The sequence below is a fragment of the Yokenella regensburgei ATCC 49455 genome, assembly GCF_000735455.1.
Classification (GTDB): domain Bacteria; phylum Pseudomonadota; class Gammaproteobacteria; order Enterobacterales; family Enterobacteriaceae; genus Yokenella; species Yokenella regensburgei.
On the sequence record NZ_JMPS01000070.1, the window covers coordinates 1 to 18,102 of the forward strand.

15 protein-coding genes and 1 other RNA gene are annotated in these 18,102 nt (G+C 52.9%); 6 read left to right on the plus strand and 10 right to left on the minus strand.

Translation table 11 applies throughout. From position 1 onward, the window contains the following. From GYRE_RS17970 to ppsR, 4 genes are all read right to left on the minus strand, one after another. Positions 1–1,759, minus strand: a 1,759-nt coding sequence (locus GYRE_RS17970; protein WP_038257176.1) for a TonB-dependent hemoglobin/transferrin/lactoferrin family receptor, incomplete at its 3' end; no start/stop codon positions are given. Between the two features lie 66 nt (positions 1,760–1,825). Beyond that, positions 1,826–2,005: a hemin uptake protein HemP gene (gene hemP / locus GYRE_RS17975; RefSeq protein ID WP_081874674.1), complete on the minus strand. Its 180-nt coding sequence runs from the start codon at positions 2,003–2,005 to the stop codon at positions 1,826–1,828. A gap of 162 nt (positions 2,006–2,167) precedes the next feature. Then, on the minus strand, positions 2,168–3,214 hold the full coding sequence (gene aroH / locus GYRE_RS17980; RefSeq protein WP_006820189.1) for a 3-deoxy-7-phosphoheptulonate synthase AroH: 1,047 nt from the start codon (positions 3,212–3,214) through the stop codon (positions 2,168–2,170). A 153-nt stretch (positions 3,215–3,367) separates the two neighbouring features. After that, positions 3,368–4,201, minus strand: coding sequence for a posphoenolpyruvate synthetase regulatory kinase/phosphorylase PpsR (ppsR, locus tag GYRE_RS17985; protein ID WP_038257179.1), 834 nt, complete (start codon positions 4,199–4,201; stop codon positions 3,368–3,370). A gap of 336 nt (positions 4,202–4,537) precedes the next feature. Between ppsR and ppsA the strand changes: the two genes are divergently transcribed. Then, positions 4,538–6,916 carry a phosphoenolpyruvate synthase gene (gene ppsA, locus GYRE_RS17990; RefSeq protein WP_006820186.1) on the plus strand — a complete coding sequence of 793 codons (2,379 nt, stop codon included), beginning with the start codon at positions 4,538–4,540 and terminating at the stop codon, positions 6,914–6,916. Between the two features lie 67 nt (positions 6,917–6,983). On the opposite strand, the gene rprA is transcribed toward ppsA, so the two are convergent. Next, positions 6,984–7,092: antisense sRNA RprA (rprA, locus tag GYRE_RS23950), an RNA gene on the minus strand. Between the two features lie 139 nt (positions 7,093–7,231). Beyond that, positions 7,232–8,359: an AI-2E family transporter YdiK gene (gene ydiK / locus GYRE_RS17995; RefSeq protein ID WP_006820185.1), complete on the minus strand. Its 1,128-nt coding sequence runs from the start codon at positions 8,357–8,359 to the stop codon at positions 7,232–7,234. A 181-nt stretch (positions 8,360–8,540) separates the two neighbouring features. Between ydiK and ydiJ the strand changes: the two genes are divergently transcribed. Together ydiJ and menI are read left to right on the plus strand one after the other, a co-directional pair. Then, positions 8,541–11,597, plus strand: a complete 3,057-nt coding sequence (gene ydiJ, locus GYRE_RS18000; RefSeq protein WP_038257182.1) for a D-2-hydroxyglutarate dehydrogenase YdiJ — start codon at positions 8,541–8,543, stop codon at positions 11,595–11,597. Then, positions 11,594–12,004 carry a 1,4-dihydroxy-2-naphthoyl-CoA hydrolase gene (menI, locus tag GYRE_RS18005; protein WP_006820183.1) on the plus strand — a complete coding sequence of 137 codons (411 nt, stop codon included), beginning with the start codon at positions 11,594–11,596 and terminating at the stop codon, positions 12,002–12,004. Before ydiJ ends, menI begins: the two co-directional genes overlap by 4 nt. Positions 12,005–12,044: 40 nt before the next feature. Here menI and GYRE_RS18010 read toward each other — a convergent pair whose 3' ends face one another. From GYRE_RS18010 to tolA, 4 genes are all read right to left on the minus strand, one after another. Continuing rightward, positions 12,045–12,707 (minus strand): class I SAM-dependent methyltransferase, encoded by a 663-nt coding sequence (locus GYRE_RS18010; RefSeq protein ID WP_038257184.1) that lies wholly within the window; start codon positions 12,705–12,707, stop codon positions 12,045–12,047. Positions 12,708–12,798: 91 nt separating this feature from the next. Continuing rightward, entirely contained in the window at positions 12,799–13,032 is a 234-nt protein-coding gene (gene yedF, locus GYRE_RS18015) for a sulfurtransferase-like selenium metabolism protein YedF (RefSeq protein ID WP_006820181.1), read from the minus strand. Continuing rightward, on the minus strand, positions 13,029–14,237 hold the full coding sequence (yedE, locus tag GYRE_RS18020; RefSeq protein ID WP_038257187.1) for a selenium metabolism membrane protein YedE/FdhT: 1,209 nt from the start codon (positions 14,235–14,237) through the stop codon (positions 13,029–13,031). Before yedE ends, yedF begins: the two co-directional genes overlap by 4 nt. Before the next feature lie 484 nt (positions 14,238–14,721). Then, positions 14,722–15,159, minus strand: a complete 438-nt coding sequence (gene tolA, locus GYRE_RS18025) for a cell envelope integrity protein TolA (RefSeq protein WP_038257203.1) — start codon at positions 15,157–15,159, stop codon at positions 14,722–14,724. 1,218 nt (positions 15,160–16,377) lie between these two features. Between tolA and GYRE_RS18030 the strand changes: the two genes are divergently transcribed. The 3 genes from GYRE_RS18030 to GYRE_RS18040 all read left to right on the plus strand — a co-directional run bounded on the left by GYRE_RS18030 (position 16,378) and on the right by GYRE_RS18040 (position 17,781). Further along, on the plus strand, positions 16,378–16,626 hold the full coding sequence (locus GYRE_RS18030; protein ID WP_006820176.1) for a GlsB/YeaQ/YmgE family stress response membrane protein: 249 nt from the start codon (positions 16,378–16,380) through the stop codon (positions 16,624–16,626). Between the two features lie 199 nt (positions 16,627–16,825). Next, positions 16,826–17,107, plus strand: a complete 282-nt coding sequence (locus tag GYRE_RS18035) for a YdgH/BhsA/McbA family protein (RefSeq protein ID WP_006820175.1) — start codon at positions 16,826–16,828, stop codon at positions 17,105–17,107. Between the two features lie 200 nt (positions 17,108–17,307). Next, positions 17,308–17,781 (plus strand): glycoside hydrolase family protein, encoded by a 474-nt coding sequence (locus GYRE_RS18040; RefSeq protein WP_038257206.1) that lies wholly within the window; start codon positions 17,308–17,310, stop codon positions 17,779–17,781. Positions 17,782–18,102: the final 321 nt, after the last annotated feature.

Consider the following 18,102-nt stretch of genomic DNA (forward strand, 5'->3'; position numbering starts at 1 on the left):
TCCAGCCAACGGAGAAGCCGCTGTGTGCCACCGGAATATCAAGTTTGCTGACCACCGTGTCCGGATTGATGCTGGAGATCCACTCGTTGCTGTCGGTGTCCTTGCCGCGGGTTCGGTTGTAGGCCACATCGAGGCTGAACAAATCGGTGGTGTACTTGCTCATCACGTCCCAGCCCCAGATTTTGGCGTTGGGGACGTTCACCGAGGTACTGGTTTTGCCCATGAAATTTACGGTGGTGGTGATGTAGTCTTTGGCTTTGGTATCGAAGTAGCTGGCTTTGAACTCCAGCGCATCGTTCGCCAGCAGCAGCGAGTCAAAGCGTAGCCCGAAACCAAACTCCTGGCTTTCGTTGGTTTCCGGGCGCAGATTCGGGTTCGGCACGAAGTAGTTAGTAAACGGACCGGCGGCAAAGTGCATGGAGTCGTTGTACATTTCCCCCATCGTCGGTGCACGGAAGGCCTGCGCCCAGGAGCCAAACAGCATCAACCAGTCGGTAGGGCTGACGGTCATGCCCGCGCGTGATGACCATTTATCCGCTGTCACGTCGGCATAGCCGTCGCTGCTGCCTTTATAGCTGTCGTACCGGGTGCCGCCGAGCAGGGTGATCGGCAGATCGCGTAAGGTGATTTCGTCCTGCAGCCAGCCGGAGCTGAAATCGATTTTCGCCTGTGGGAAGCCGGTGGTGGAGCCGCCAGGATGCTGATCCTGGCGATAGTATTCACCGCCGTAGGTCAGCAGGTTAGCCGCCGGGCTGTCGCTGAACACCAGACTGCGGTTCTCTACTTTTCCACCGGTGGTGGTCTGTTTGCGAAATTCTGAGGTTTGTTGCTCTGTCTGGGCGTTAATTCTCGCTTCAGACCAGTAAACGCGGGCATCGGCGTTAAGCCAGTCATTGCCCTGTGGATTGAGTTTATAGCTCAGCTGAGCGTCACGCTGGATAGTGGATCTGTCGACCATCGGGTTGCTGGTGGATGCCCCTCCGGCGGTTTGTGGGTTTTTGGGCTCCTGAGCGGCGTTGTTGTAATAACGCAGTGAACCGCTCAACGACTGAGCGTCATCCAGCTTCCAGGTGCCTTTCGCCAGCATATTGCTGATGCTTTCATCGTTGCGGGTGGTGCTGCCATCGCTCTGACGAATGTCACCGCGATCGCGGCTGGACCAGGAAACGATGCCGTCAAGCGTATCGGTACGGCCAAAGGCGCTGGCACCCATACCCAGGCTGTGATCGCCGGTAGCACCGGTGCCGAAGACGCGATAACCGCTGCTCTGTCCTTCATATAACAGATCTGCGGCATCGGCCGTTTCGTAGGAAATAACGCCGCCTAATGCACCGCTGCCGTAGAGCATCGCGCCCGGGCCGCGTACCACTTCGATACGCTTAATCAGTGCAGGATCGAGGAAGGTGCTGTTGAGGTGTCCGGTGTCGGTGCCCTGGCGGACGCCGTCAACCAGGATCAGTACGCCGCGACGGTCGTAACCACGCATGTTGACGTCCTGGCCGTTGGTGCGCCCGGTGCCGCTCAGGGTAATTCCCGGTACGCCGCGCAGCATATCTGCGGCGGAGCTTGCCGTTTCAGCCTGCGGGGTGTCGCCCTCAATGACGCTGACCATCATTGGCGCTTCAAAAGCACTGCGTTCGTTGCCGGTGGCGGTAACGGTCATTTTTTCGCTGGCGGCAAAAGCCGGAGCGGATATTGCGCTCAGTACCGCGAGGGCCACAAACGACGGACGTGCCGAGGCAAAATGCAGGTAATGCATGCAACTCTCCATAAAGTGAAAAGCGCTGGCTGCCTCGGCATTACCTGGGTGGCTGGCGGGGGATGTTTATTTTGTCAGAATCAGTTTTCCGGCATTGGTCTGGCGTAGCAGATACTCCTGACCACCGTGTTCAATGATGACGCGACCTTCCTGACCCAGCAGCGTGGCGCTACTGACCCGTCTGTCCGTGGGAGACGGATAAGGTGTATTATCTTTTTGTTTATCCAGGATAGCCGTGTTGTCCATATGCGCCATAGCATTTAAAAATAACAATCAATGTAACAATGATAATCATTATCAATAAACAACATGATAGCAGCAAGTGTTATTTGTAAAAATAATGTGACTGGATCAAATTTTGTGCTGAAGAGGGGGAAATCCCCACCGCAAAGCGATGGGGTGGAAGTTTTACAGACGAGTGGCAACGGCGCTTGCCAGTTTTTCCAGCAGGATTTCGCTGTCTTCCCAGCTCAGGCACGGATCGGTGATGGATTGGCCATATGTCAGCGGCTGACCAGCCACCATTTTTTGTGTTCCTTCACGCAGGAAGCTTTCTGCCATAATCCCGGCAATGGCCGTTGAGCCGTTGCGGATCTGCTCGCAGATGTCATCGCACACGTCCAGCTGACGGCGGTGCTGCTTCTGGCAGTTACCGTGGCTGAAGTCGACAACCAGCTGCTCCGGCAGAGCGAACTCACGCAGTGTGTCACAGGCGGCGGCGATATCTTCAGCATGATAGTTCGGTTTTTTACCACCGCGCATAATGATATGCCCGTAGGGATTGCCGCTGGTCTGGTAGATGGTCATCTGACCGTCTTTGTCCGGTGACAGGAACATGTGGCTGGTGCGGGAAGCGCGAATCGCATCCACCGCGATACGGGTGTTGCCGTCGGTGCCGTTCTTAAAGCCTACCGGGCAGGAGAGCGCGGAGGCCATTTCGCGGTGGATCTGGCTTTCAGTGGTCCGCGCACCGATAGCGCCCCAGCTGATGAGATCGGCGATAAACTGTCCGGTCACCATATCGAGAAACTCGGTTGCCGTCGGCACGCCAAGCTCGTTAACCTGCAGCAGCAGCTTGCGCGCCATCTCGATACCGTGATTAACGCGATAGCTGCCGTTGAGATCCGGATCGGAGATTAAGCCTTTCCAGCCCACCACGGTACGCGGCTTTTCAAAATAGGTGCGCATCACGATTTCGAGCTGTCCGGCATACTTTTCACGCATCGTCTGCAGACGGCGCGCGTAGTCCATCGCCGCATCCAGATCGTGGATCGAGCAGGGACCAATCACCACCAGCAGGCGGCGGTCGTCACCGTTGAGGATTTTTTCAATGCGACGGCGGGCATCCGTCACGTGCCCGGCAACGGTAGGGGTCACCGGGTATTGCTGCGCAAGACTCGCGGGGGTGACCAGACTGTCTATCCGCGCGGTACGCAATTCATCGGTTTTGTTCATTGGGTGTCTCAGAAATTTGTTGCTTCATCGGCAAAATACCGGAAGTGATGCGCATCACGATAAACCAATCCTGGCTGAATTCAACCCCTGGCCGTAATGTGCACTCGATCACGGTATGCATCATACACAATGAATTTGCAATGTACTAGTGTGTTAGTACATTCTGCGACTGAGTCCCATCAAATCCATAATCTTGGTGGCGATCTCTTCTACCGAATAGTTGGTACTGTTAAGGAACGGAATCTGATTTTTACGGTACAGCGCCTCGACCTCCGCCACTTCCATCCGACACTGACGCATTGAGGCGTAGCGGCTGTTTTCCCGGCGCTCTTCGCGAATAGCAGCCAGTCGCTCAGGATTAATCGTTAAGCCAAAAAGCTTATGCTGAAGCGGTTTGAGTGCGGCAGGCAGAACCAGATTGTCCATATCGTCGGCAATAAAGGGGTAGTTGGCGGCACGAATACCAAACTGCAGTGCCAGATAGAGGCTGGTCGGGGTTTTCCCGCAGCGGGAGACGCCGAGCAGAATGACCTGCGCCTGGTCGAGGTTACGCAGCGAAATACCGTCATCATGCGCCAGGGTGTAGTCGATTGCGGCAATACGGGCGTCGTATTTGGTGAGGTTGCCTGGCGTCAGTCCGTGGGTACGGTGTGCGACCGGCGTCGGGTCGAGTTTCAGTTCCTGCTGTAACGGAGCCACCAGCGCCTGAACGATATCCTGGCAAAACCCTTCACTTTGCAGAATGATCTCGCGGATCTCCGGGATAACGATGGAGTAGAACACCAGTGGGCGAATGCCGGTTTGCTGATAAATGGCGTCAATCTGGTCTTTGACCACTCTGGCGCGGCTCTCGCTCTCGACAAACGGCAGGGTGATGCTGTTGATAGCCACAGGAAACTGCGACATCACCGCGTGCCCGAGCACCTCAGCGGTGATGGCTGTACCATCAGAAATATAAAATACATGCCTGTCTACAGCATTTTCCATTTTGACCATCCGGTTTAATCGACTTAATTGTCTGAAAGCATAAATTAATTTTAATCGTCGCGCAGCGCTGTTTGTCTCATTTAAATAATGAAACACTATTTTTATTTTTACTGAAAAGAGTGTTTCATTTTTCAAAATGTTGTCTATATACCATCCGTTTTTGTGGGATTGCTGATGAATCAGTAGGTTAGCGTGAATGGGAAACAGTCTTAAAAATGAATTTTTTATTTTGCTTGAACGATTCACCGTTTTTGTCAGCGCCGCAAATATGCGAGGATAATTCGCGTCGCCAGTACAAACTGGCACCCGTTCTTAATTCATAAAAGGATTGTTTCGATGTCCAACAATGGCTCGTCACCGCTGGTGCTTTGGTACAACCAACTCGGCATGAATGATGTAGACAGAGTTGGGGGCAAAAATGCCTCCCTGGGTGAAATGATTACAAACTTGTCCGATCTGGGCGTTTCGGTGCCTAACGGATTCGCCACCACGGCTGATGCTTTTAATCAGTTCCTCGACCAAAGTGGGGTTAACCAGCGCATTTATGAACTGCTGGATAACACCGACATTGATGACGTCACTGAGCTTGCGAAAGCAGGCGCTCAAATCCGCCAATGGATAATCGACACTCCGTTCCAGCCTGAGCTGGAAGAGGCGATCCGCGGCGCGTACCAGCAGCTTTCTGCCGATAACGCGCAGGCCTCGTTTGCCGTTCGTTCTTCCGCTACGGCTGAAGATATGCCGGACGCATCCTTTGCCGGGCAACAAGAAACCTTCCTCAACGTGCAGGGCTATGATGCCGTGCTGGTGGCGGTGAAGCACGTCTTCGCCTCCCTGTTTAACGACCGCGCGATCTCCTACCGTGTGCATCAGGGTTACGATCACCGCGGCGTGGCGCTGTCCGCTGGCGTACAGCTGATGGTACGCTCCGATCTCGCCTCCTCCGGCGTGATGTTCTCTATCGATACCGAATCTGGCTTCGATCAGGTGGTGTTTATCACTTCTGCCTGGGGTCTGGGCGAGATGGTGGTGCAGGGCGCGGTGAACCCGGATGAGTTCTACGTGCATAAACCGACGCTGGCTGCGGGTCGCCCGTCGATTGTGCGCCGCACCATGGGTTCGAAAAAAATCCGTATGGTCTATGCGCCGACCCAGGAGCATGGCAAGCAGGTGCGTATTGAAGATGTACCGCAGTCACAGTGCGATGTGTTCTCGTTGACCAACGACGAGGTGCAGGAGCTGGCTAAACAAGCGGTGCAGATTGAGAAACACTACGGTCGTCCAATGGACATCGAGTGGGCGAAAGATGGTCATACCGGTAAACTGTTTATCGTCCAGGCGCGTCCGGAAACCGTGCGTTCCCGTGGCCAGGTGATGGAGCGTTATACGCTGCATGCGCAGGGCAAAATTGTTGCTGAGGGCCGCGCCATCGGTCATCGCATTGGTGCGGGTGAAGTGAAGGTGATTCACGACATCAGCGAAATGAACCGTATTCAGCCGGGTGACGTGCTGGTGACCGACATGACCGACCCGGACTGGGAACCGATCATGAAAAAAGCGGCCGCTATCGTGACCAACCGCGGCGGTCGTACCTGCCACGCCGCGATCATCGCTCGTGAGCTGGGGATCCCGGCGGTGGTGGGCTGTGGTGACGCTACCGAACGCATGAAAGATGGCCAGAAAGTTACCGTTTCCTGTGCCGAAGGTGACACGGGTTACGTGTATGCCGATCTGCTCGACTTCAGCGTCAAGAGCTCAAGCGTTGATACCATGCCTGACCTGCCGCTCAAGATAATGATGAACGTCGGTAACCCGGATCGCGCGTTCGACTTCGCCTGTCTGCCGAACGAAGGCGTAGGCCTGGCGCGTCTCGAATTCATCATTAACCGCATGATTGGCGTTCACCCGCGCGCGCTGCTGGAGTTTGATGACCAGGAGCCGAAGCTGCAGAACGAAATCCGCGAGATGATGAAAGGGTACGACTCACCGCGTGAATTTTACGTGGGTCGTCTGACCGAAGGGATCGCCACGCTCGGCGCCGCTTTCTATCCGAAGCGCGTGATTGTGCGTCTGTCTGACTTCAAATCTAACGAATATGCCAACCTGGTGGGCGGCGATCGTTACGAGCCGGACGAAGAAAACCCGATGCTGGGCTTCCGCGGTGCCGGACGCTACGTGTCCGACAGCTTCCGCGACTGTTTCGCCCTCGAATGTGATGCGGTAAAACGCGTGCGTAACGAAATGGGCCTCACCAACGTTGAGATTATGATCCCGTTCGTGCGTACCGTTGACCAGGCGAAAGCGGTAGTGGATGAGCTGGCGCGTCAGGGGCTTAAGCGCGGTGAGAATGGCCTGAAAGTCATCATGATGTGCGAGATCCCGTCCAACGCCCTGTTGGCCGAACAGTTCCTCGAGCATTTCGATGGTTTCTCTATCGGCTCTAACGACATGACTCAGCTGACTCTCGGCCTCGACCGTGACTCTGGCGTCGTGTCTGAACTGTTCGACGAACGTAACGAGGCGGTGAAAGCGCTGCTGTCGATGTCGATCAAAGCCGCGAAGAAACAGGGTAAATACGTCGGGATTTGTGGTCAGGGCCCATCCGACCACGAAGACTTCGCTGCCTGGCTGATGGAAGAAGGGATCGACAGTCTGTCCCTGAACCCGGATACCGTGGTGCAGACCTGGCTCAGCCTTGCTGAACTGAACAAATAGTTCTGATTTACCAATGAAAAATCCCCGGTCGAAAGGCTGGGGATTTTTTTATGCCTGCCGTTCGGGCAAAAAAAAAAGCCCAACGTGGGAGTTGGGCAAAGACTACACACAGCAATTCGTTGTTTCACTCAGGGGATTTCCATGATTTATAAATCAAGGTGTTGATTTATAACCGTGACCTAATAGTAGGCACTGTGAATTTTTGCGTCGATCAGATTCGTCTCAATCGTTAACGAGAGGTAAAGAATTTGCGAAGTAAATGCGGGGTGTGAGGAATATATGGCGAGGATTGCCCTCGCCATTGATTAGTATCGCTTAAGTTCTGGCGCTTTCATCGTTGTTGCGCTGAAGGGCTTCAAGCTCAGCCAGTACCTGATCCGGGTCGGCTGGCGGTGGGGGAACTTCATGCACCCAGGCATCGAAAAGACGCCAGGTGACAGCCAGCAGAACCGGGCCGATGAACAGGCCAATCATGCCGAAGGCGAAGAGGCCACCGATAACCCCGGAGAGGATCAGAATAAGCGGCAGATCGGCACCCATGCGGATAAGCAGCGGGCGAATCACGTTATCCATTGTGCCGACTACGCAGCTCCACACCAGCAGCACGGTACCCCAGGTGGTATCCCCGGTGTAGTAAAGCCAGATGATAGAGGGAACCAGGACCAGCAGTGGCCCGAGCTGAACCAGACAGGTGAAGATCATGACTACCGTAAGCAGAGTCGCGTAAGGCACGCCGGAGATAGCCAGCCCAATCCCGCCGGTGACGGCCTGCACCAGTGCGGTCACGACCACACCCAGCGCGACGGCGCGGACGGCCTGGCCGGCCAGCAACACAGCAGCATCACCGCGACGGCCTGCCAGACGCGTGGCGAAATGGCGGATCCCGTAGGCGACTTTTTCCCCCTGCCAGTACAGCAGTGCGCTGAAGAGCAGCATCAGGCCGCAGTGCAGCAGCAGACGGCCGATATGCGCCGCCTGGCCGACAAACCAGGTGGTGGTGGCACCCAGATAAGGTTTTATTTTTGCCATCAGCGCCGTACCGCCCATGTCGAGCAGACTGTGCCAGCCGGAATAGAGCTTAGCGCCAACCAGAGGTACGCTGTTGAGCCAGGCGAAATCTGGTAATGCGATGCTACCGCTGGTGATGCTATGAATCAGCGGGCCGCCGCTGTCTACCAGACTATTGACCAGCAGGCCAATGGGGATCACAAACAGCAGGAACAGCAGAATCGTCATCGCCAGTACGGCAAGCGCCCGGCGACCAAACAGCAAGCGCTGCAAACGCAGCAACACCGGCCAGGTAGCAATAACGATGGTACCCGCCCAGGCGAAGCCCAGCACAAACGGCTGAATTACCCACAGGCAGGCGGTAATGATGAGGGCTAAAAACAGCACCGACAGCAGTATTTGCGGTATATCCCTGGGCTGACGAAGATTAACCATAAACGTAATTTTCCTTTTAATACACAACAGCAGATCTGATAATGATATCAGTCATTTCAGCGAAATGATTCTGCCTGCAAATCCGCTAAGCACATAAGAAAAAAATGTGATACAACGATCTGGTCGTACGCAAACGATAACAGACTAACAACACAACTATTATCAGGCAGGGTCAAGCGTCATGATCCCACAGATTTCTCAGGCGCCGGGTGTCGTTCAACTGGTGCTGACTTTTTTGCAGGAACTGGAGCAACAAGGATTCACCGGCGATACCGCCACCGGCTATGCCGACAGACTCACCATGGCGACCGACAACAGCATTTATCAGCTGTTACCGGATGCTGTCGTCTTCCCGCGTTCTACTGCGGATGTCGCGCTGCTGGCAAGGCTCGCCTCCGAGGAGCGCTTCGCGTCGCTGGTGTTCACACCACGCGGTGGCGGTACGGGCACCAACGGTCAGGCGCTGAATCAGGGCATTGTCGTCGATCTCTCACGCCACATGAACCGTATCATCGAAATCAACCCGGAAGAGGGATGGGTGCGGGTTGAGGCTGGGGTGATTAAAGACCAGCTTAACCAGTATCTTAAACCTTTCGGCTATTTCTTCGCTCCCGAGCTCTCTACCAGTAACCGCGCCACTCTGGGAGGAATGATCAATACCGACGCCTCCGGGCAGGGCTCGCTGGTGTATGGCAAAACCTCCGATCACGTGCTTGGCGTGCGGGCGGTGCTGCTCGGTGGTGACATTCTCGATACCCAGCCGATGCCGGTTCAGCTTGCTGAGATGCTCGGCAAAGAACAGTCTGCGATAGGTCGTATCTACCAGACGGTGTACCAGAGCTGCCGGGAAAACCGCCAGCTGATTATCGATAAGTTCCCCAAACTCAACCGCTTTCTGACCGGTTACGATCTTCGCCACGTCTTCAATGACGCGATGAACGAGTTCGATTTAACCCGCGTTCTGACAGGCTCCGAAGGGACCCTGGCCTTTATCACCGAAGCCCGGCTCGACATCACCCGCTTGCCAAAAGTACGTCGGCTGGTGAACGTCAAGTACGACTCCTTCGATTCAGCCTTGCGTAATGCACCATTTATGGTGGAAGCAAAAGCGCTGTCGGTAGAGACGGTGGATTCCACGGTGCTCAACCTGGCGCGAGAAGATATCGTCTGGCATTCGGTGAGTGAACTGATTACCGACGTCACCGACAAACAAATGCTCGGTTTAAATATCGTCGAATTTGCTGGTGACGATGCCGCGCTGATTGAGTCCCGGATGGAAGCGCTCTGCGCGCGTCTTGACGCGCTGATGGCAAACGGCGAGGGCGGTGTTATCGGCTGGCAAATATGCGGCGATCTGGAAGGTATTGAGCGCATTTATGCGATGCGTAAAAAGGCGGTTGGTCTGCTCGGCAACGCGAAGGGGGCTGCCAAGCCGATTCCGTTTGCCGAAGATACCTGCGTGCCGCCGGAGCATCTCGCCGACTATATCGTCGAATTCCGCGCGCTGCTTGATAGCTACGGCCTGAACTACGGCATGTTTGGTCACGTCGATGCCGGGGTGCTGCACGTGCGTCCGGCCCTCGATATGTGCGATCCGCAGCAGGAGATCCTGATGAAAAAGATCTCCGATCAGGTGGTGGCACTGACGGCAAAATATGGTGGTCTGCTGTGGGGCGAGCATGGAAAAGGTTTTCGCGCAGAGTACAGCCCGGCGTTCTTTGGCGAGACGCTGTACGGCGAATTGCGCAAGGTGAAAGCGGCGTTCGACCCGCATAACCGCCTGAATCCAGGAAAAATTTGCTCACCTGCGGGCGTTGATGCGCCGATGATGAAGGTGGATGCGGTCAAGCGCGGAACGCTCGACAGGCAGATCCCGATTGCGGTGCGCGCCTCATGGCGAGGCGCGATGGAGTGTAATGGCAACGGGCTCTGTTTTAACTTTGATGCCCGTAGCCCGATGTGCCCGTCGATGAAAATTTCCAGCAACCGCATTCATTCCCCGAAGGGACGCGCGACGCTGGTGCGCGAGTGGCTACGCCTGCTTGCTGACAGGGGCGTGGATCCGCTGGTACTGGAAAAAGCGCTGCCGACCAAAGGTGCGAGCCTGCGCGGATTGATTGAGCGTACGCGTAACAGCTGGCATGCGCGCAAGGGGGAGTATGACTTCTCGCACGAGGTGAAAGAGGCGATGTCGGGCTGTCTTGCCTGTAAAGCGTGTTCAACCCAGTGTCCGATTAAAATTGATGTTCCTGATTTCCGATCGCGTTTCCTGCAGCTTTATCACACCCGCTATCTGCGCCCGCTGCGCGACCACGTTGTCGCAACGGTCGAAAGCTACGCACCGTTGATGGCGCGCGCGCCTAAAACGTTCAACTTCTTTATCAGCCAGCCGTGGGTAAAAAGCCTGTCGGCAAAGCACATTGGGATGATTGATTTGCCTCTGCTGTCAGCACCTTCCCTCCATGAGCAGCTGGCGGGGCATCGTTCCGCCAACATGACGCTGGAGCAACTGGAAGCGCTAAGCGGCGAGCAGAAAGCGAAAACGGTGCTGGTGGTGCAGGATCCGTTCACCAGCTACTACGATGCGCAGGTGGTGGCCGATTTCGTGCGTCTGGTGGAGAAGGTCGGTTATCAGCCGGTGGTGCTGCCATTCTCACCAAACGGAAAAGCTCAGCATATTAAAGGCTTCCTTAGCCGCTTTGCGAAAACGGCGAAGAAAACGGCAGATTTCCTTAATCGCATTGCTGAACTGGGTATGCCAATGGTGGGCGTGGATCCGGCACTGGTGCTCTGTTATCGCGATGAGTACAAGCAGACCCTCGGCGCAGCAAGGGGGGACTTCCAGGTGATGCTGGTGCACGAATGGCTACCCCGGGCGCTGGAAACGGTAACGCCGGCCGCTGCCGGTGGCGAAGCGTGGTATCTCTTCGGTCACTGTACGGAGGTGACGGCGCTACCGGCGGCACCTGCGCAGTGGGCCTCTATCTTTGCACGCTTTGGCGCGAAGCTTGAGAGCGTCAGCGTCGGCTGCTGCGGCATGGCGGGCACCTACGGGCACGAGGTGAAAAACCACGAAAACTCGCTCGGGATCTACGCTTTGTCATGGCAACAGGCAATCCAAAAATTACCACGAAACCGCTGTCTGGCTACCGGCTATTCCTGCCGTAGCCAGGTGAAACGTATTGAAGGGAATGGCGTTCGCCACCCGTTGCAGGCACTACTGGAGATAATAGGATGATCTGGAAACGCAGCGCTACGCTCGATCAGCTGAATGCGATGGGCGCCAATAATATGGTCGGTCTACTCGATATTCAGTTTGATGTATTCACAGATGAGTCACTGGAGGCCACCATGCCGGTCGATAGCCGCACCCATCAGCCGTTTGGTTTGCTGCACGGCGGTGCGTCGGTGGTGCTGGCGGAAACCCTGGGATCGGTGGCGGGCTATCTGTGTACCGAGGGCTCGCAAAAGGTGGTAGGTGTTGAGGTGAACGCTAACCACATTCGTTCGGTGCGCAGCGGGCGTGTGCGTGGGGTGTGTACCGCGCTACATGCCGGTAGCCGCCATCAGGTGTGGCAGATTGAAATCTTCGATGAAGAAGGGCGGTTGACCTGCTCATCAAGGCTGACCACGGCGGTGGTGTAATGCCATGACGCCTCTGCACGACGGTGGAGAGGCGTCAGTTTCAAGCAACGCGAGGTGAACTGGCACGAAACAGTGCGACGGTGCCCACAACGTTTATTTCAACATCCTTGAAACAGGTCGATAAAGCTTCATGCAGCGTATTTTCACAATCCAGTTGGTTCGAAAAAATGCCTTTCTTGTTATAAACCGCCATTAGCTTACGCCCAAAGGCGTTATGCGATACCCCTTTTCCAAGAATGGTAGCCCCACTCAACTGACCATCTGGCTTTAAAGCCATAGCGGCGTGCTTGATGACCACCTGTTTGTCAGTCATGGTTCCTGGCAGGCAGTGCAGGAGATAAAACAGTGAGACTGAATCGAACTGCTGCTGCCACTCGGCCGGGAACGGCTGATAGATATCGTGGGCAAGGCTTTTGTTTACTCGCTCAGTTCCGACACGGCGTGCCGCAACCTGCAAACTGTTGTGGTTAAGATCGGCAAGCGCCAGCTGGCAATTCTCGGGCAGGTGGGTGAGGTAATAGCCGGTACCGACACCAATATCCAGATGACTGTCGCCAGTGTGCTTCACAAAGTGGGGCAGCAGGTTGGCCGAGGTCGGGCATCGCCAGGCATACTGATTAGATACGGACAGTACCCACCAGTCATAAAGTTTAAGCGTAAAAGGGGTATAGACGGCAGCGCCTGCACTCGTTGCTTTTTTCATAGTTCCATCTTGTCATTATTCCGGGATGAAATTAAAGCAAGTCATGCAGGCAAAGGCAACAATAAAAAACCGGTAAACGCTTTTGATATCCTTACTTTTGAATCAGATAGCGAATAGTCGGCCCATCCTGCTGGATATCCAGTACCGTGTAACCGTGGTTTTTGGCGTCCAGCGGGATGTTGTTAATCGACTGCGGACAGTCGCTGACGACTTCAAGGATCTCGCCTTTTTTCAACTGTGGCATAGCTTCAAGCGTGGCAACTGCGGGATAAGGACAAGGCTCACCCACCATGTCGAGGCGGTAATCCGGAGTATACGTTTTCATGCAACGTCCTCAATAACGGCTGGAGAAACCCGGCGACGGAAAAAGCGTTTTTCCCAGCCGATGATTAACAGTAAGGCAATGAACAGTAATAAATAGGTCACCAGCAGACCGCCTAATGGGCCAAAGGTATTCAGCAGATTCACTTTATCCCAGCTGGTGGCGAGCGCCGGGGAGAGGTCGTCCCAGAAATAAGCAAGAATGGTCGAACCGATAACGTTCCCAAGGCCGACCCACCAGTAGTGCACCTGGCCTTCCACCGCGCGATACATCCAGCCGGTTTCGCAACCACCGGCAAGGACAATCCCGAAACCAAACAGCAGGCCACCAATGACGGCATTTGGACCAGCCCACATGATTTTGGCCTCGACACCCAGTTGCACATAGCTGAAGATCCCGATAGCGCTGGCTGCCATGCCGAAGATAATCGCTTTCGCCATATGGGTGCGTCCGGTGATCCACAGATCGCGAAACGCCGAGGTAAAACAGATCTGCGCACGTTCAATCAGCAGCCCGAACCCAACCCCAAACAGCATCGCCAGGCCCAGCTTTGGCTGGTTCATTGCGGTCAGAAGCGCCCAGCCAATCATACCGGCAAACACCAGCATTCCCAGACGAAAACGACGGCGCGCCTGGTCTGGCTTCTGGGTAAGCGGTGAGGCAGCAGAAACCTTCTGCATTTTTACCGGGATACGGAACAGTGGTAGCAGGGTAAAACGTGCACCAAACCAGGAGCCGATGGCCGTGGCTACGGCAAAAAACCACGCATGCAAGGAGAACTGCGGAATGCCGGTAAAGAAAGCGGCCAGGTTACAACCCATTGCCAGACGAGCACCAAAACCGGCAATAATCCCCCCGGCAATGGCCTGAGCGATGCGTATGCGGCTACGTGGCATGCGCAACTTAACGTTATTAGCCCACAGCGCTGCTGCAAAACAACCGCCGAACATGCCAATAATCATCATCCCGTCGATGCGGGTGAGCGGTGTTCCTTCAAGATGGATGAGTTTGTAGTAACCCCAGTTTTCCGCATGAATGCCCGCCAGCTGTAATAATTGCCCGCCCCAGCGGGTAAATTCGCCGGTGACAGCCCAGAAAGTGCCGGTAATGCCGAAATAATAGGTAGAGAGAATGCCTGCTGCGATCACCGCTGGAATGGGTGCCCAAAATTTAATAAGCCAGGCCTGTTTGAAGTCTTGCCAGGTCATGAGAAGTGCCTCTGAACTCAGAAGGTGGTTTGTGGAGTAAAGTATTGTAATCCTATTATTTTTTTCTTTCTCCAGAATTTCTTCAAAACTGCTGGCCAAATTACACCGAAAGAGTTGGTGCGACGGCATACGCGCTCATTCTCTTGACTGAGTCACAGTCAGACAAAAACAGTAAAAAAGCAGTATTGAGTTTATACTTACTATGAAGTAGCAGCGTAGGGCGATTCATCGCAGCACGTTTCAGAATGAGGTGACTTATGCCGAACCCATTCGATGCCGTTATGTTCATCCTGCTGATACTCGGTGCACTGAGAGACTTGGGATTGTTACATTTCTGATGTGCAGTGAGTCCGGCAGGTAGACCGGTGAGGAATGCTGTTAGCCACTATTCCTCATAAGAGTGATTGCGCTTCATATTTACGTGTCCAGTCAGATTTCCATCTTCAAAAGCTCCGCCGGGTCTGAAGGTTTCGGAAAGCCACACCTATGGTTTGAAATCAAAATGGGCATTTTTGAATACCTGATAGGTTTCTTCATCTGGGGCGGCGGGGAATTGCGTATGCGTTATTGTGGATATTAACATCTGACAAAACTTTTCGTCGCCAGCCTCTGCGGTGGCATTATTCACTAAGCCATCGCGCTGTAGCGATATACGGATGGTACAGACCTTTCCTACATATGCTTCCGCCGAAGGTATTTTTTTCACCATAACGCTGCGGATCTGAGCGGCGTATGCGGAAATTTTTGCCTGCTTTGTCGGCTTTGGTTCTGACTGAAGATTGCGTAAAAGATCGTCAACATTTGTTGATTTCACGCTGCCTGGTATAGCTTCGGGATCCGTCTTAGCTGGATAATGACTACAGGAAATCAGCAGTAATAGGAGAGTGAGGGTAATTATTTTAAGTGGTATGTTGAATGTCATGATGCTTCCCTGTCTGTTAAAATTCACCCCATCATAGATGCAGACCACCGTGCTCGTAAAGCGAGGGGCCAAAGCGAACAACAGCTCTTATTTAGATAGTAAGCAATGTCCCAGGCATGTTTTACAACAGTGGTGACTATTGTTCACCCGAGAATGAAAAAAACTTCTGCAATAACTGTCTGATTAGTGTTCCTGGTCGCCGGGACCACTCCCAAAAATCTTAGTATAATGGATAAACGATAACATTTTCACCTCAAGAAATAGGCAAACTGTCTGGGACTTATGGCGTTTTACTTCGCATATCCACCGACATTTTCCAGAAGTATTAAAATGATATAATTTCAAATGAAAGTAAATATAAATTAAACAAAGCGTGCTTATTATCCTGGCTTAAATGGGCAGGGCTTTTATTTATGTCAGCATAATAATCTTAAATATTGATGTGATTTTGGTGTTTTAAACTGCTTTTGGTTGTTTTTTTAGCGCTCAGGGTTGTCACCGATCTTTCTGTTCATTTATTTATATTGCTTTCAGTTGATTAGAGAAAATGGTGGCTTACCACTTTATGATTAGTGAAAGGCAATGTCGTTTCATTTATCTTGGTGAAAACAATGAATGAAGGATTACAAGCCTTCACTTGGAATCTGTATTCCACCCGCACCCGTGTGCGGGAATTTTTCGTACGTGAGCAGTAATTCTATTCTCTCCGAGAACGCGCAATGCATAATAAAAATATTATTTACTTATTGATAATGGTATTCATCGCTTCATGTGTCATTTTTCTTTATGCGTCAACAAATCATACGTGACAAGAGTACTGTTTGTGGTAATAGACACCATTAAATTAGAATATATATACAAGGGTAATTAAATGATAGTGAAAGCTGTTATTGTTGTATTGGCATTACTAACCGTCTACTTCTTTTTGATTGCGGCTATAGATTATGTCGATAAGGACCAATGCCTGGATAAAGGGGGGGCATATACTACAGACAAAAAATGCACCACCTTAGTACGGCTAAAGATACCTTCGATAAACGCATGAACAAGCGCTAAACACCCATATTTGGTAGGGTTTACGTTCACTCTTTATTCAACAAAGTAAGAAATGCACGGAAAAACTGGCGGCTTTCGCGCATTGACCTCATGTTGTCATTTTCATGTGCTACGCTTTGAAACGGTAAATGAACTACCGAATGAAAAGAGGGTACGACGAACATGGGTATTATTTCCTGGATTGTTTTTGGGCTTATTGCGGGGATTCTGGCGAAGTGGATTATGCCAGGAAAAGATGGCGGTGGTTTCTTCGTTACAGTGATCCTCGGGATCGTAGGTGCGGTTGTCGGTGGCTGGATTAGCACACTGTTTGGCTTCGGCAAAGTGGATGGTTTCAATATCGGTAGCTTTGTGGTTGCGATCATCGGTGCGCTGGTCGTGCTGTTCGCCTACAGAAAAATTAAAAGCTAAGTACTGCGCTAAGCTCATTTCTCAAAGCTGCCTGCGGGCAGCTTTTACACGCGTAATTGCGGTATCAACTCTTGTTACACTCCCTCCTTTTTCTCCACACACTCTTTAAGTTTGTTTTAAAGTCATGACGTTTGCTGTCTGATGTTCATTAATACTCTTTCGTATCTACTCTGCAACAACAACGATAAGGATCCCAGATATGAAACGACTGACTATTGCGTTACCCATTATTTTTAGCGCCTTGTTCTCCTCAGCGGTATTTGCCGCCCCGCTGCCAAAACTCATCGACAGCAGTTCAGCAAACAGTCAGGTGTCGATTGGCAGCGTTTCAGTGAGCGGAGTTCGCGGAAGCTCTGACGATGCGGTGCATAAACTGCAGCAAAAAGCCGAACAGCTTGGCGGCTCGCAGCTGCACATTGTGGCACTGAATACGCCTGGTGATTCCAGCCTGTGGATGGGGAATGCCGAAGTTTACCGCTAATAACATCTTGCAAGCCTGGTCCGTTGCTGTTTTCATCCGGTAACGGATCTGCTTGTTTCGTTTCGAATAAGCAAATTCTGCTCATTTCTGTTCAGAGAAGGCACAATTAAGAGGAATTTACTTTTTTATTCTGAGTCGGTTGTCCGCGGCAGGTAGTTATTGTTATGCGGGATCCCGAACCAGTAAACAGGTAAATTCTTATGACTCAGCAAAGTGCCATTATTCCGCTTCTTCGTCAGGAAGAAGGCGTTCGCTATACTCCTTATCTCGATAGCCTCGGTTATCCAACTACCGGGGTTGGTTTCAAGCTTGGCCCGCAGGGGGCTTCAATTAAAAATTACACCTTCAGGTTAAGCGATACGACCATCGACGCCTGGCTTTCCGACACCGTCAGTGGCGTGCAGGCCGGGATGCGGAAAAACAGTGAAATCAGCATTGCGTTAGCTCATTGCAACCAGCCGCGGCAGGATATTCTGACCTCAATGGCCTATCAGATGGGCGTTGCGGGGCTGAGTGGTTTCCATCAGATGTTGGCTGCAATTAGCGCGGAGGAGTGGGACGAGGCCGTCGCCCAAATGCTGAACAGCAGCTGGGCAAAACAGACTCCCTCTCGCGCCCAGCGCCAGTCCGCCGTGCTGAGATCAGGTCTGTGGCAACCCACATACAGTTTCTGATTTTATATTCTACTGCTGAGTGGTGGAAATACGCCCTATTGGCAGTGTAAACAAGAGGTTTTGAAGGAGGGCGGTGAAAAATTTCTCGAGGGTGAGAGTTTTAACTCCAGCATAAAATGCTGTTAGAGGATGTATCTATTGCATGGTGCAAACAGGGATGAAGCGGTATTTTTGCTCATAGTATCCTGGCAATAAAAGCCTGCTTACGCAGGCTTTACGTCGTTACCGATTAACGCTTGCTGTCAGGCGTTTTTTTCACCGGAACCCAGGTGCTCCCTGGTTTTGAGGTGGGCGGTGCTGTCTTGTTGTCTGCAATAGTGG

Excerpts from the sequence above, each read along its gene's own strand:
- hemP (WP_081874674.1), bottom strand. The coding sequence starts at position 2,005 with ATGGACAACACGGCTATCCTGGATAAACAAAAAGATAATACACCTTAT.
- aroH (WP_006820189.1), bottom strand. The coding sequence starts at position 3,214 with ATGAACAAAACCGATGAATTGCGTACCGCGCGGATAGACAGTCTGGTC.
- ppsR (WP_038257179.1), bottom strand. The coding sequence starts at position 4,201 with ATGGAAAATGCTGTAGACAGGCATGTATTTTATATTTCTGATGGTACA.
- ppsA (WP_006820186.1), top strand. The coding sequence starts at position 4,538 with ATGTCCAACAATGGCTCGTCACCGCTGGTGCTTTGGTACAACCAACTC.
- ydiK (WP_006820185.1), bottom strand. The coding sequence starts at position 8,359 with ATGGTTAATCTTCGTCAGCCCAGGGATATACCGCAAATACTGCTGTCG.
- ydiJ (WP_038257182.1), top strand. The coding sequence starts at position 8,541 with ATGATCCCACAGATTTCTCAGGCGCCGGGTGTCGTTCAACTGGTGCTG.
- menI (WP_006820183.1), top strand. The coding sequence starts at position 11,594 with ATGATCTGGAAACGCAGCGCTACGCTCGATCAGCTGAATGCGATGGGC.
- GYRE_RS18010 (WP_038257184.1), bottom strand. The coding sequence starts at position 12,707 with ATGAAAAAAGCAACGAGTGCAGGCGCTGCCGTCTATACCCCTTTTACG.
- yedF (WP_006820181.1), bottom strand. The coding sequence starts at position 13,032 with ATGAAAACGTATACTCCGGATTACCGCCTCGACATGGTGGGTGAGCCT.
- yedE (WP_038257187.1), bottom strand. The coding sequence starts at position 14,237 with ATGACCTGGCAAGACTTCAAACAGGCCTGGCTTATTAAATTTTGGGCA.
- tolA (WP_038257203.1), bottom strand. The coding sequence starts at position 15,159 with ATGACATTCAACATACCACTTAAAATAATTACCCTCACTCTCCTATTA.
- GYRE_RS18030 (WP_006820176.1), top strand. The coding sequence starts at position 16,378 with ATGGGTATTATTTCCTGGATTGTTTTTGGGCTTATTGCGGGGATTCTG.
- GYRE_RS18035 (WP_006820175.1), top strand. The coding sequence starts at position 16,826 with ATGAAACGACTGACTATTGCGTTACCCATTATTTTTAGCGCCTTGTTC.
- GYRE_RS18040 (WP_038257206.1), top strand. The coding sequence starts at position 17,308 with ATGACTCAGCAAAGTGCCATTATTCCGCTTCTTCGTCAGGAAGAAGGC.